The organism is Flavobacterium aureirubrum, assembly GCF_038739835.1.
GTDB classification, from domain to species: Bacteria; Bacteroidota; Bacteroidia; order Flavobacteriales; family Flavobacteriaceae; genus Flavobacterium; species Flavobacterium aureirubrum.
Map to the genome: position 1 here is coordinate 41084 of NZ_JBCGDO010000021.1, position 14159 is coordinate 55242.

At 35.4% G+C, this 14159-nt stretch carries 14 protein-coding genes; 11 read left to right on the forward strand and 3 right to left on the reverse strand.

Features of this window, described 5'->3' with window-relative positions; all coding sequences use genetic code 11:
• Positions 1-81: 81 nt before the first annotated feature.
• From WFZ85_RS13335 to WFZ85_RS13375, 9 genes are all read left to right on the forward strand, one after another.
• Positions 82-1212 carry an NAD(P)/FAD-dependent oxidoreductase gene (locus WFZ85_RS13335; RefSeq protein ID WP_342696794.1) on the forward strand — a complete coding sequence of 377 codons (1131 nt, stop codon included), beginning with the start codon at positions 82-84 and terminating at the stop codon, positions 1210-1212.
• The gene (locus WFZ85_RS13340) at positions 1213-1926 is read left to right on the forward strand and encodes a methyltransferase domain-containing protein (protein ID WP_342696795.1); all 714 of its coding nucleotides are present in this window, start codon (positions 1213-1215) and stop codon (positions 1924-1926) included. It abuts the gene before it with no gap.
• Positions 1927-2050: 124 nt separating this feature from the next.
• Positions 2051-3103, forward strand: a complete 1053-nt coding sequence (locus WFZ85_RS13345; protein WP_342696796.1) for a type III polyketide synthase — start codon at positions 2051-2053, stop codon at positions 3101-3103.
• 201 nt (positions 3104-3304) lie between these two features.
• Entirely contained in the window at positions 3305-3733 is a 429-nt protein-coding gene (locus tag WFZ85_RS13350) for a 3-hydroxyacyl-ACP dehydratase FabZ family protein (protein ID WP_342696797.1), read from the forward strand.
• Positions 3734-3933: 200 nt separating this feature from the next.
• Positions 3934-5208 carry a beta-ketoacyl-[acyl-carrier-protein] synthase family protein gene (locus tag WFZ85_RS13355; protein WP_342696798.1) on the forward strand — a complete coding sequence of 425 codons (1275 nt, stop codon included), beginning with the start codon at positions 3934-3936 and terminating at the stop codon, positions 5206-5208.
• Between the two features lie 187 nt (positions 5209-5395).
• A complete protein-coding gene (locus WFZ85_RS13360; RefSeq protein WP_342696807.1) occupies positions 5396-5650 on the forward strand; it encodes an acyl carrier protein in 255 nt (84 codons plus the stop codon).
• The gene (locus WFZ85_RS13365; protein ID WP_342696799.1) at positions 5647-6126 is read left to right on the forward strand and encodes a 4'-phosphopantetheinyl transferase family protein; all 480 of its coding nucleotides are present in this window, start codon (positions 5647-5649) and stop codon (positions 6124-6126) included. Before WFZ85_RS13360 ends, WFZ85_RS13365 begins: the two co-directional genes overlap by 4 nt.
• 193 nt (positions 6127-6319) lie before the next feature.
• On the forward strand, positions 6320-6562 hold the full coding sequence (locus WFZ85_RS13370) for a hypothetical protein (protein WP_342696800.1): 243 nt from the start codon (positions 6320-6322) through the stop codon (positions 6560-6562).
• Positions 6563-6937, forward strand: a complete 375-nt coding sequence (locus WFZ85_RS13375; protein WP_342696801.1) for an O-methyltransferase — start codon at positions 6563-6565, stop codon at positions 6935-6937. It abuts the gene before it with no gap.
• Between the two features lie 323 nt (positions 6938-7260).
• Here WFZ85_RS13375 and WFZ85_RS13380 read toward each other — a convergent pair whose 3' ends face one another.
• Complete coding sequence (locus WFZ85_RS13380; RefSeq protein WP_342696802.1) at positions 7261-8781, reverse strand: flotillin family protein; 1521 nt, start codon at positions 8779-8781, stop codon at positions 7261-7263.
• A gap of 10 nt (positions 8782-8791) precedes the next feature.
• Complete coding sequence (locus WFZ85_RS13385; RefSeq protein WP_342696803.1) at positions 8792-9355, reverse strand: NfeD family protein; 564 nt, start codon at positions 9353-9355, stop codon at positions 8792-8794.
• A gap of 410 nt (positions 9356-9765) precedes the next feature.
• Here WFZ85_RS13385 and WFZ85_RS13390 point away from each other — a divergent pair, with 410 nt between their 5' ends.
• A complete protein-coding gene (locus WFZ85_RS13390) occupies positions 9766-10233 on the forward strand; it encodes an Hsp20/alpha crystallin family protein (protein WP_342696804.1) in 468 nt (155 codons plus the stop codon).
• A gap of 167 nt (positions 10234-10400) precedes the next feature.
• Here WFZ85_RS13390 and WFZ85_RS13395 read toward each other — a convergent pair whose 3' ends face one another.
• The gene (locus WFZ85_RS13395; protein WP_342696805.1) at positions 10401-13109 is read right to left on the reverse strand and encodes a phosphoenolpyruvate carboxylase; all 2709 of its coding nucleotides are present in this window, start codon (positions 13107-13109) and stop codon (positions 10401-10403) included.
• A gap of 201 nt (positions 13110-13310) precedes the next feature.
• Between WFZ85_RS13395 and WFZ85_RS13400 the strand changes: the two genes are divergently transcribed.
• Positions 13311-13715: a hypothetical protein gene (locus tag WFZ85_RS13400; protein ID WP_342696806.1), complete on the forward strand. Its 405-nt coding sequence runs from the start codon at positions 13311-13313 to the stop codon at positions 13713-13715.
• Positions 13716-14159 lie beyond the last annotated feature (444 nt).

Below are 14159 nucleotides of genomic sequence, written 5' to 3' on the forward strand. Positions count from 1 at the left end.
TTTTTTATTTTTAATACTATGGAATTACTTTAACAGAATTATGTAACAATACTTTCATTCCTTTTCCTAAATTTACTTTTTATGAAGGAAAACGAAGTTATAATTATTGGTGGAGGTTTGGCAGGCTTAACGGCAGCCATACATCTGCGCAAACTAGATATACCAGTTACAATCATCGAGAAAAACAGTTATCCTAAACATAAAGTCTGCGGCGAATACATCTCCAATGAAGTCTTGCCTTATCTCAATTGGTTAAACATTTCAGTTGATGAATTACAACCTACACACATCAATAAGTTGCAATTTTCCACTAGTTCAGGAAAAACAATTCATACTACATTGCCTTTGGGTGGTTTCGGAATCAGTCGCTACACTTTAGATAATTATTTATATAATAAAGCACTTAAAAACGGTGTTACAGTCCTTCAAGATGCCGTAACAAACATCCATTTTGATAACAATACATTCGCCATCATTACTGCTAATGGAACTACTATAAAAGCAACGTGGGTTATTGGTGCTTTTGGTAAACGTTCCAATATCGATATTCAATTAAACCGAGACTTTATTCAACAAAAATCACCTTGGCTGGCAGTCAAAGCACACTACGAGGGCAATTTTTCAAATGATGTAGTAGGTTTACATAATTTCAACGGTGGCTATTGTGGCGTTTCTAAAGTGGAAGATGACAAAATCAATATTTGTTATTTAGCCAGTTTCGAGAGTTTTAAAGTATGTAAAAGCAGTAGCGAATACCAAGAAAAAGTACTGGAACAAAATCCACATTTGAAGACTATCTTTCAAAACTCAAAACAGTTGTTTGAAAAACCACTAACTATAAGTCAGATTTCATTTGAACAAAAACAACCAGTCGAACAACATATTCTCATGATAGGAGATACCGCCGGATTAATTCATCCGCTCTGTGGTAACGGAATGGCAATGGCTATTCATAGCGCCAAGATAGTTTCCGAAGTTATAGCTGACTTCAGTAATGGAAAAATAAAAACAAGAGCAGCAATGGAAGAAACCTATACCAAGCAATGGAACAAAACCTTCAGCACTCGATTGAAAACCGGACGACTATTGGCAAACATTCTATTGCAACCAAAACTGTCGGGTTTCTTATTTCGTATAATTTTAGTAGCACCGTTTTTATTGCCAATGATCATAAAAAAAACGCATGGAAAACCCATCATTATCAATAACTAAATGGTAATAAACACAAAATACCGCACCGACGAACCCGAAATCATGGATGATTTTGCCATGGAAGGCGAAGAATTGCGTGATGCCTTAGATAAAATTGCTAAAATCAACCAACTTTTAGGTGGTAACCAACTAACTTTACAAGGTATTCAAAGTTTACTAAAACCCATTTCAAAAGAAAAGGAAGTAACGATAGTTGATATTGGTTGTGGCGGTGGTGATATGCTAAGAAAATTGGCAGAATTTGGAAAACAAAATGGTTATAATTTTAAGTTAATAGGCATTGATGCCAACGCTTATACGATTAGTCACGCTGAACAATTGTCAAAAGAATATACAAACATCAGTTACCGTTGTGAAGATATTTTTGATGGTAATTTCAAAGAGTTACATTATGATATAGTTTTGTGTACGCTAACACTGCATCATTTTAAAGACGAGGAAATACTCCGTTTGATGCAACTGTTTTATGAAAATGCCAGTATTGGTATTGTAATAAATGATTTGCATAGAAGTGCGATAGCGTATCGATTATTCCAAGGATTATGTTTTGTATTCCGATTAAATGCTATGTCGCGAAAAGATGGATTAACATCGATACTAAGAGGTTTTAAAAGAAAAGAATTAGAACAATTCTCTGTAGCATTACAAGTAGAAAACCATAGTATCAAATGGAAATGGGCTTTTAGATATCAATGGATTATTAGACGGGTTTAATAGTTTAACAGTTTAAAGGTTTTAAGTTGTTTAAAGGTTTTAAGTTGTTTAAAAGTTTAAGGTTGATTGATATTGAATTTGATATTGTAATTGAAATTGCCATTGATATTGGCATTGAAAAAATATGAGCGTAAAAATAAAAACAGTTGCCAAGCAATTACCTAAGTATTCTAGAACTACGGATGAAATTCTCCCGTTTCTAGACACGTGGCTTCATGGTCAAGACGATCGCTTTATCCGGAAAGTGAAAAAGATTTTTGAAGGTGCGATGGTCGATAAACGGTATTCTATCATGGATCCAATAGAAGTGTTTACCAATACTTCCTTTGAGTCTCGAAACGATATTTATGTTCGGGAGATGATTGATTTGGGTGAAAAGGTTTTAGTGAAAGCATTAGAAAAAGTAAATTGGAACCCAACCGATTTAGATTATATCATCACGGTGAGTTGTACCGGAATTATGATTCCGTCGCTTGATGCTTATTTAATTAACAAAGTACAGTTACGTCAAGATATTGTGCGATTACCTGTTACCGAAATGGGTTGCGTTGCGGGAATATCGGGGATGATTTATGCTAAAAACTTTCTGAAAGCCAATCCCGGAAAAAGAGCGGCGGTTATTGCTGTAGAAAGTCCAACGGCTACGTTTCAACTTAATGATTATTCGATGGCGAATATTGTCAGTGCAGCAATCTTTGGCGATGGCGCAGCGTGTGTTTTGCTTTCTTCATGTGAAGAAGATGAAGGTCCAGAAATTGTGGATGAAGCGATGTATCACTTTTATGACAACATTCACATGATGGGTTTTAAACTCACCAATATGGGGTTACAAATGGTTTTGGATATTGAAGTGCCTGAGACGATTGCATCTCATTTTCCCGATATCATTCATCCATTTTTGGAAATGAATAATTTGAGTATAAAAGATATCGACCATTTAATCTTTCATCCTGGTGGCAAAAAGATTGTCCAAACGGTAGAAGATTTGTTTGGCGATTTAGGAAAAAATATTGACGATACAAAAGAAGTACTTCGATTGTATGGCAATATGTCGAGTGCAACGGTGCTCTATGTATTAGAACGTATCATGGATAATCAACCCGCAAAAGGAGAAAAAGGATTGATGCTTAGTTTCGGTCCTGGATTTTCGGCCCAACGGATATTGTTGCATTTTTAAACACATTGTTTGTTGTTAGTTTTTTATTTTCAACCACATAGAAACATAGATTTAATAACTTAAAAAAAGACGTTTCACTTTACTATAGTAAATTCATAGCTATGTGCAACCAAGAATTGGTCTATCTAAACCTTTTTTTCTATGTTTCTATGTGGTTAATTTTTGAGTTTATTTTGATTACTTTTAGCATTGATAAAAAAAATGAATAAGGAAGAGATCATAGCATTATTACCATACTCCAAACCCTTTTTGTTTGTTGATGAAATAAGCAGCATCACCGAAAATGGATTGGTTGGTCATTTTACATTTGATGAAAGTTTAGATTTTTATAAAGGGCATTTTAAAGACAATCCTATAACGCCAGGTGTTATCTTGACAGAAACCATGGCGCAAATAGGCGTAGTGTGTTTGGGGATTTATCTATTGAATGATACATTTACTACTGATACTGTAATTGCTTTAACCTCAAGTGAAATAGAATTTTTAAAACCAGTGTTTCCAAACGAAACTGTAACGGTGATTTCACAAAAAATCTATTTCCGTTTTGGTAAACTGAAATGTAAAGTAACGATGATTAATAAGAACGGAGAAGAAGTTTGTCACGGAACCATTGCTGGAATAATTAAATGAGAATGACAGATTTACAGCATAAAATTTTAAATTTTTATTTAAACACATAGATACATAGATTTGATGGTTTTATAAAAGTCGCTTCGCTTTATTGTAGTAAAATATAGCTATGTTTGACCAAGCATTGGTCTATCAAGCCCTTTTTTCTATGTGGCTATGTGTTTAAAATTTTTTGAGTTTGATTTTTGAATTAAATTGAAATGAAAAAAAGAGTCGTCATAACAGGTCTTGGTATTGTTGCTCCCAATGGAGTTGGACTTGCTGCGTTTACTCATGCGATACAAAATGGTGTGTCGGGAATAAAACACGATGCCGAGTTGGAACGCTTACAATTCTCCTGTCAAATTGCTGGTAAACCGGAAATCTCTACCGAACATTCATTACAATACTTCACTGAATTAGAACTTCGTAATTTTAATTCCTCTGGAATATTATATGGCGTTATTGCTGGAATGGAAGCGTGGAATGATGCTGGTTTATCTTTAGCCATTCAAGATGAACCCGATTGGGATAGCGGAACTATTTTTGGAACAGGAACTTCAGGTATTGATAAATTTCGCGAAAGCATTTATAAAATTGATGATTTTCAAACTAGACGATTAGGAAGCACCGCTGTAGCGCAAACTATGAATAGTGGTGTGAGTGCTTATTTGGGTGGAAAACTAGGATTAGGCAATCAAGTTACTACCAATTCCTCTGCTTGTACAACTGGAACCGAAAGTATCCTTATGGGATATGAACGCATTAAATTAGGTCAAGCCAAAAGAATGCTGGTAGGAAGCACGAGTGATTCTGGACCTTATATTTGGGGTGGATTTGATGCTATGAAAGTATGTACTTTCAAACACAATGATTCACCTGAAAAAGGTTCGCGACCAATGTCAGTATCAGCTTCTGGATTTGTGCCAAGTAGTGGTGCTGGTGCTTTGGTGTTGGAAGATTTAGAAAGTGCTTTGGCTCGAGGAGCTAAAATTTATGCTGAGGTTTTAGGTGGAAACAGCAACTCGGGTGGACAACGTGGTGGTGGAACGATGACAGCGCCCAATGCCACTGCCGTAAAGCGTTGTATCACCGATGCTTTAGCCAATGCCAACGTTTCTTCAAATGAAATTGATACCATAAACGGTCATTTAACCGCCACAGCCAAAGACGGTTTGGAAATACAAAATTGGAGTGAAGCATTACAACTCAAAGGAAAAGAATTTCCGTATATCAATTCGTTGAAATCGATGGTAGGGCATTGTTTGTCGGGTTCGGGTAGTGTTGAAAGTGTGGCTTCGGTGTTGCAATTGTATTATGGATTTATTTTTCCGAATAGCAATTGTGAAGATTTGCATCCTGAGATTACAGCCATTATTGATGAAAGTTGTATTCCACAACAACTTATAGAAAAAGAGCTGAATATAGTAGTTAAAGCTAGTTTTGGTTTTGGTGATGTAAACGCTTGTGTACTTTTTAAAAAATACCTACCTTAGTACAATGCCTAAAAGAAACTCACCTAAAGATATTAAAGAATTAGACGATCTTAATCGGTTGAATGATATCATTAAAGACAAAAGAAATGCCAAGCGAGCGACCGATAAAAAAGTGCGTCGCGACCGGCATTATGAAAAACAATTTATAAAAAACACCATTACTTCTCACACTGTTACCCCATTTATCATGACAAAATCTGAAATTATTGAACAATTAAAAACCATTGTAAAACCCTTTGTTAAAAACGAAGAGGCTTTTAATAACCTTACTGAAGATACTGATTTTATTACCGATTTACAGATTAACTCCGCCAATTTGGTCGATGTGGTGCTAGATGTAGAAGATGCTTTTGGCATTGCTATCGATAATGAGTCGATGGAAAAGATGTTGAGCATTAAAGCGGCTTTAGAAATTATCGAAACTAAATTGGCCGAAAAGTGATAGGCAACGACATCGTTGATTTAAAATTAGCACACCAAGAAAGCAATTGGCAGCGCAAAGGTTTTTTGGCTAAACTCTTTACAGCTCATGAGCAGCAACTTATACTCTCGTCTTGTACTCCAGAAAGTATGGTTTGGAACCTGTGGAGTAGGAAAGAGGCAGCTTATAAAATCTATAATCGACTTAGTGGTCAACGGGTTTTTAATCCCAAATCATTTGAATGTATGGATAACAAGGTTTGTTTTTATAACACTATTTTTTATACACAAACGCAAGTTACCTCTGATTTTGTTTACACCATTGCAGCCACTTGTACTTCCAATTTTGATACAATCCAACATCAAACGTCTCGAAATGAAATTCATAAAATAAAGGGTATTCCTCATTTTTTTGACGATCGCAATTCTCTTTTTCTTCCAGCGTCTATTAGTCATCATGGGCGCTTTATACGTGTGGCAGTTTTATCGTTATACTGAAAGCGAATTACTTAGTTTGGTTTCCTGACTGTTGTTATTTGGCTTGAAATGCTACTTGAATTCGCCTATTTTTTTCATTAGCTTACTAAAAATTTAACATAATTTATACCATTGTTTAATGAATACTGTTATTTTTGGCGTTTTATAACATGCTACTACCAACTACAAGTATCAATTTAATATTTAGCCTTCTATGAAAAGTCATTGGACACCTACTTACATCTTTAACAGAATAACATCGGGGATTTACTGGAAACTCAATCAAGACAAGCCTTGGTTAACAAAACAAGCGAATGACTATCTTGAAAAAGCATTAACGAAACAAATGATTGGATTAGAATTTGGTTCGGGTAGAAGTACCGTTTTCTTTTCAAAGAAGTTAAACAAACTAGTTAGTGTTGAAAATCATAAAGAATGGTACCTGAAAGTAAAGTAGATGTTAGTTGATAACAAAATTGATAATGTCGACTACTATTGGCATGAAGTAGACGATAACCATCCCGAACAATCTGAGTACCATATAATCACGGAAAAGTATGAGGATAATTATTTTGATTTTATATTGATTGATGGCAGAAATAGGGATTTGTGTGCTCTTGGCGCTATTCCTAAATTGAAATCGAAAGGCCTATTCGTTATTGATAATGTAAATCGTTATATTCCTAATAATTCTATCGCACCTGAGTCGCTTTCTAGAAATAGTGCTCCACTTAGTGAAGAATGGGCCACTGTTATCAACATCCTTCAAGACTGGGACACTAAATGGAGTTCTAATGGTGTTACTGATACCGCTATTTTTATTAAACCATAAAGCTTAGTGTTGGGAGTTCTGGTTTAGGATTTAAACCCTATATATACTTGCCTCACTATAAATAAATAACAGAGACTCCTACTTTTGGAAAACAAAACATTATCTATATAAGAGATTTAAAATTTGTGGAAAAGAGGTTGAATAATTCAAAAAGGAATAAAGTAGGGAGAACTCTTCAAGAAGTTTGATAAATATTGGGTATATTCTAATACGGGTATTTTTTTCAAGCTTCTGTGACACATCATGGAAGGTTTAAAAAAGTAATTTATATCGAAAAGTAAAAGCCAATTCATTGAATTGGCTTTTTATTAAAAAAAAGATTTCTACTTTTCTAGTTCATCAGTGTCACTTTGTTTTTCGGTTTCTTCTTCTTTTGTGATGGTCTCACCTTTTAAATAGGTAGGTAAATTTAGTCCAGCCATATTAAACAAATCATTCAACGGTGGAACGGTTTTCATCATTCCTGAGACAAAATTGGCTGTGGAACCATTTCCGTCGGCATTGTTACCCGAGTCCCAAACGGTAATTTTATCAATTTTAATGTTTTTAACTGCTTCAACCTGGGTTTTAACCAACTCTGGTAGTTTTTCAATTAAAAGCAATTGGAAGGCTTTTGTTGGATCGCCACCGGCTGCACTCACCACTTCTTTATAACCTTCAGCTTGCTTGGTTAATATTTCGTATAGACCTTTTGCTTCGGCTTCCATTTTTGCAAAAATTGCATCAGCTTCACCTTTTGCTTGCTCACGAATTCTTTCGGCTTCGGCTTGTGCATCAATAATGGCCTTTTGTTTAGCAATTTCTGCAGGAATTACAATGTTGGCATTTTGTGTTGAACGCTCTCTTTCAGCACGAGCTTCTTCCGCTTTTTGTTCTGCTACATATGATTCTTCCAATGCTTTTGCACTTTGTACTTTTTCTGATGCTAAGGCAATTCGTAACGCTTCTGCTTCTTTTTCACGCCTTGCTGCTTCTGATTGTGCAATGGCAATTTTAGCCTCGTTTTCTCCTTGAATTGCAACTGCATTTGCTTCTGATGTTGCTACACGTGTATCTCTTTGGGCTTCTGCTTTACCAATACTTTCGTCTTTAAAAGCAGCCGCAATGCTTACTTCTCTATCTTTATTGGTGATGGCTATTTTCACATCGCGATCACGATGCGTTTCTGCTATTTGTACATCTTTTTCTCTATCGGCCATAGCTTTTCCCGTTTCACCGATTTTTTCTTGCTCAGCAACAGATATTTTTGCTTCGTTAATTGCTTTGGCAGCAGCTTCTTTTCCTAATGCTTCAATATAGCCTGACTCGTCTTTGATATCGGTAACGTTTACGTTAATTAATTTCAAGCCTATTTTTTTTAATTCAGAGTCTACGTTTTTAGAAATATTATCTAGGAATTTATCTCTGTCGGAGTTAATTTCTTCAATAGTCATTGTGGCGATAACCAAACGTAACTGACCAAAAAGAATGTCTTTTGCCAATTCCTGAATTTGTTCTGGGACGAGACCAAGCAAACGTTCAGCGGCTGTATTCATACTATCAGCCTCGGTAGAAATGGCAATTGTAAATCGGCAAGGAACATCAACTCGAATGTTTTGTCGGGAAAGTGCATTGGTTAAATTAGCTTCAATAGAAATGGGTTTTAAATCTAAAAAAGCAAAGTCTTGAATCACGGGCCAAATAAAAGCACCACCTCCGTGAACACATTTGGCAGAAGTTCCGCCTGTTTTTCCGTAAATGACCAATATTTTATCTGAGGGACAACGTTTATAACGCGAAATAAGTGCCGTTATGGTTACAAATAGTACGACAACTAGGACAACGATGATAATGATTTGTGACATATATAAAAGATTAAATTTTTTCTACAATAATGATATTATTTTCAATTTTTGCAACTTTAACCACCGCACCGGTTTCTATTGCATCATTTTCAGTGATTGCTTCTAGTTCATGAAAGGAACCGTTGATACTAATTTGGATTTTGCCAGTACCCGATTTTTTTTCGGGAATTGTAATATAAACAGTTGCTGTTTTATTTAGTGTTTTTTCTGTAGAAAAGGAGTTGTTTTCGTTAAGTTTCATCATTTGTTTAATAATGAAGAAAAATAACGCGACAAATACTGCTCCGATTATAGTTGCAATAAGTATTACTATTGCTTTGTTTTCAAATGTGGTGTAGAATGAAATTCCACTCCAACTGAAACCTAAAAGAAAGTTGATTAGATTTCGAAGCGTAAATAGTTCAAAAGGTGTGTCTCCAAAGTCATTACTTTCCCCTTCGATAGTAGTTTCCATATCACTTCCGCCAAAACCCACAAAGGTCATTATGGTTTGAAGTAAAAAAAATAAACTGACTGGTAAAGCAATGTACCAAAAAGCACGTAACAATGGTTCAAGGTTTTCGAGGAATGTCATAATGAAAAATTAGGTTGCTTAAATTATACGCACTTTTTATTAAAAGGTTACAAATAACAAAAAAGAATGCATTTTGATTGTATGCTTAAAAAATAATACTTCAAATTTATTTTATAATAAACTTTTTTGGAATGAGTGGTTGTATGGACGATTTTTAAAGGTCGTGGTTTTGAAATAATTCCTTTATTTGACGTTTTTACTAGTTGTATTCTTATTCTTTTTTTGATTTAAAATTTGTTCTAAACTACTATTATTTTGATATGCTATAAAATAAATTGCTTTATATAAAGTAACTATTAAGTTGTTGTAAGTAAATGCTTTGTATGATATTTGTCATGTTTTGTTTTTTGTAATATGGTTAACTTTATATCGTGAATAAAAAATATGTTTAACCTTTAAATTCAAACAAAATGTCACTAGTTGTTTCTAAAAAAAGAAATGGAAGAACACTGCCAACTATGACAGAAGATTTCTTCAACTTAAACCCATTTTTTGGGTCATCGCTCTTGGATTTTAATGGTGGTTTTTTCAACGAGAAAGAGTTTACTCTTGTTCCTGATGCCAACATCATTGAAAATGAAAACGAATATAAGATTGAATTGGCTGTGCCTGGTTTAGAGCGTAAAGATTTCAACGTTGAAATTGAAGACAATATGTTAGTAGTAAGCGCAGAAAAAGAAACGGAAACCAAACATGAAGATAAAAACTATCGTACGAGAGAGTTCTCGTATAATTCTTTTTACCGTTCGTTTGTTTTACCTAAAAATTTAGTTCTCGATAAAATCGATGCTAAATACCACAATGGCGTCCTCGCTATTATGCTTCCTAAAAAAGAAGTTGCCGTTGAAACAGCGGTTAAAAAAATAAAAGTCGAGTAAGCCTTCTGAATTTATTAACCAAAATAACCGAACACTTCCAGAACGCAATTTTTGGAGGTGTTTTTTTGTACGCTTATTATTTTAAAAGCGTTTAAGATTAGGGTATTTTATAAATACATCTTGTAGATAACAGTAAGATTGGTATTTATTGCTTGTAGTTAATGACATCAACCTGTGTTTTTTAAACCGCTGGAAAGTGAATTGATCAAACTCAATAATTTTTTGAGCAGCATTTCTTTTTCTGTGCTGTTTTCATCGGGGGTTGTGCGCCATTTTTTTATAAAATCGATGTGCAAGAGGTGAAGCACTTTTAATTTATCGTTGCGCCATTGCAGGTTGTCTAGTTGTCCTTGTCGTCTGCTGGTTGCTTTTTCATCAAAAAGTTCCTCAATCATTATTCGTCCGTTTTGAAAATCGGTCAGGATTTTAGTCATGAACACTTTTCTTTCCTGATCGTTATTGTCTAACTGGGCGTAGCGTTCCATTATTTCGGTATTGGCAAGTATCAGGTTTGTTTCTGTTTGTATCATTAAAAACTTGCTGAATGTCCATGTGTTGATGTTGCTTTTAAAGTTTTGAAATTCGGTAGGTTTTTCATCTTTTAGCTTCTTTAATGCTTCGCCTAGTCCATACCAACCGGTGAGGGCTATTCGTGATAGGTTCCAACTGAAAACCCATGGAATGGCTCTTAAATCGGCTAGTGTTCTTGTTCCGGTTCTTCGTGCTGGGCGGGAGCCAATTTTACTTTTTTCTAATACATCGATGCATGTGACTTTGCTATAAAAGTCGATGAAACCGGGTGTTTCGATTAAATCCTTGTAGTGTTCGAATGATTTTTGGGATAAAAATTCCATTGTTTCGTAGAGCGCGTCATCTTCTTTGACTTTTGTTTTACTAGCTACTACTTGTTTTGCAACTCCCGATGATAGTGCGTTGATATTGTAGGTAGCGGTGAGTGGATTTCCGAAGAGTTGTGCGATGGACTCGCCTTGAACGGTAATTTTAATAGTGCCGTTTACCGTATTTGTTGGCATGCTTTCTAGAAAGCGATGGTATTTTCCGCCACCTCTGCTTATTGTTCCACCTGTGCCATGAAAAAAGAAGATTGCGGTGTTGTTTATTTGACCGATTTCTGATAGTTCTTTTTCGGCTTTATATAAATTCCATTTACTGGCAATGGTTCCACCGTCTTTATTACTATCGCTGTAACCTAGCATTACTTCTTGTGTGTGATTCAATTTAGCGGCTCGCTCTTTTGTGATAGGATGTTGTAAAAATTTTGTGAGAATAGATGGCCCGTTATGTAAATCGCTAATGGTTTCTAGTAATGGTACTACTCTTATATTAGTGGCTAGTAGTTGTGTTTCTTTCATTAGGAGATAGACAACTAAAAGGTCGCTGAGATTGCGTGTCATGCTTACAATAAAGGAACCAATTCCTTCGGAACCGTATTCATCAACGTGGTGTCGAACTACTCTGAAGCAATCTAAAACGTTGTCGGCTTCTGAGCCATAAGTAGCAGTTACATCGGTAATTAGATTGTGGTTTTGTAGTAAGGTGTTTATTGTTGTAACTCGTTTTTCTTCTTCCCAGTTTTCGAAATCGTACTCTGTTGCTCCATTTGCTTTTAGGATTTGGCTGATGGCTTTGTCGTGAAAACTGCTGTTTTGTCGTATGTCTAATTTGGCTAGATGAAATTTGAAGCATTTTACTGTTCTTTCGACTGGAAAAAGTACATCTTCGGCTATTCCTTGTAGGCCATTTTCAGTAAGTATTTTTCGGAGGAAGTAGAGGTCTTCTTCTAGACTGGTGCTTGATTTGTAATAGCAATTGGTGTCGGTATTCTTGTTGCTTATTGTATTTTCTAACTTTGCTAGTAACAGGCTTACATATTGTCTATATGGTTCGTGGGGGTTTCTAAGGATTGCTTTGTTGCCTATTTCTGCTAGCGCTTTTGTTTTTTGTTCTATAGCTTGCTGTAACGCGGCAGGTGTTGGGTTGCTGATGGCGGAAATGGATAGTCTTTTTAGTAACTTTATGAGTTGTGATTGTATGAGCGCGAGCGCTGTTTTTCGATGGAGCAGTAGTGTTTCTTGTGTGATTGTAGGTGTTACAAAGGGATGACCGTCGCGGTCGCCACCGACCCAACTTCCGAAATTTATTTTTGGGAATATATCTGGATTATTTAAGCTTTCGGGGTTTAGACCTGTTTCTATCCAAGAGCTTTTTAGTTGTTCGTCGCTTTTTTCTATTACTGAGGGAAACACGTTGCTGAGATAATACACGATATTGGCTCTTTCATCAGTGATGTCGGGTTTTTCGAGGTATATTTCGCCAGTTCGCCACCATCTTTCTAGGAGGTTGATTATTTTTTGTTGGATACTGTTTTGTTCGAGTTTACTTAGATAGGTATTTTCTCTTTGTACTAGTAGCAAATATAGTTCGCGGTGGATTTCTATTACTGTTACTCTTTTTGCTTCGGTTGGGTGTGCTGTGAGGACGGGTATAACGGTTGTTTGAGCGATGGCAGCGAGCATTTTTTCCTCGCTGATGTTTTGTTTTTTCCAAGTTGAAAATGCTTCTCCCCATGAACCTCTGATGGCTGCGATGCTTTGTTGGGTTTCTATATTTCGGCGGTATTGGGTGGCGGCATTTTCTTCAACTAAAGTCATTAATTGAAAGTAGATGCTTAGTGCTTGTATTATTTTTTCGGGGGCGATGGACTGGGTATCGACTACGGTATGGTCGATTGGGTGGTTGTCTATTAATGGAATGAGTGGTGTTTCATCAATATTGGTGAGCATTTGTTTGTAGCAATTGATGATAAAGTTTCTGTTGGTATTTATTTTTTGATAGGTGTTTTCTTTGGTTTTCATGGTGGTTGTATTGGCTTTAGACAAAAATATGAAAAGTTGGTGAGGAATGGGTGTTTTTTTTGGGAGTTGGGAGTTGGGAGTTTGGAGTTGGGAGTTTGGGAGTAATTATTATTTTAATTGTTGATGGATTAAAAATGTTTAATTTTGTGGATGATTATGTGAAATAAACAATTAGACTATGTTATTTACATTTAAAAAGCGATGAACTATAGTATAGCGTTTTTACTGTTTAATTTGGCTGCAAGCTCACTTTTTGTTACATCGGTGAGAAAGCCGCATAACCATTGTTTACGAAGTATTGATGCTGGTACTACTGTTGTTAAAATGAATGTTTACTGTACCAATTCAAGAAAATACTATCAAATATGCGGGATTGAAAAAAATGATCTTGTTTATAGTAAGGGCAAAAAAGTTAAGAATAGTAAAAAGTTTCATTTGACTACTGTTGGTCATGCTGAAACGGAGCGATTTTTATCTACGATAGCAAGTAATTTAGGTTTTCATAAAAATAGGATTAATGATACTGTATTTTTAAAGATTGTTAAACAGGATTCGACCATTTACCAGTATAAGTTTGTTTATTCGGATATTGAAGATAACAAGTAGTTGAGAGTTGGGAGTTGAGAGTTGGGAGATGGGAGTTTGTAGATGTGCAGTTTATTTTTTTTTTTATTTTATTTACAAAGGCACTTTGATTGAAGTGCTTTTTTTTTGATGTAAAATCCCAAGTAATTTGGTTTTATGCGACATCTTGTGCGGATTGATTGCGTTGCATGGTGACGTCGAGTTGTATTTTTTTCCTGATATGATACCGACTTGACGGTTTGTGGTTTCAAAATCTACTCAAGAGAAGATAAGGTTGTACAGGCTGCTTTTTAAACTTGTCAGGTCAAGTGCAAAAATTCATCAGGACGAATTGCTTGTTTTACCGCGGTAAATTAGATAAGTTACGGCGGTAAATTGAATAAATTACCGCGGTAAATTTCTATCTTTGTTCTGACAAGTATTAATAGTAACTCTTATCCATTAAAAATATGGCCATACTCATTA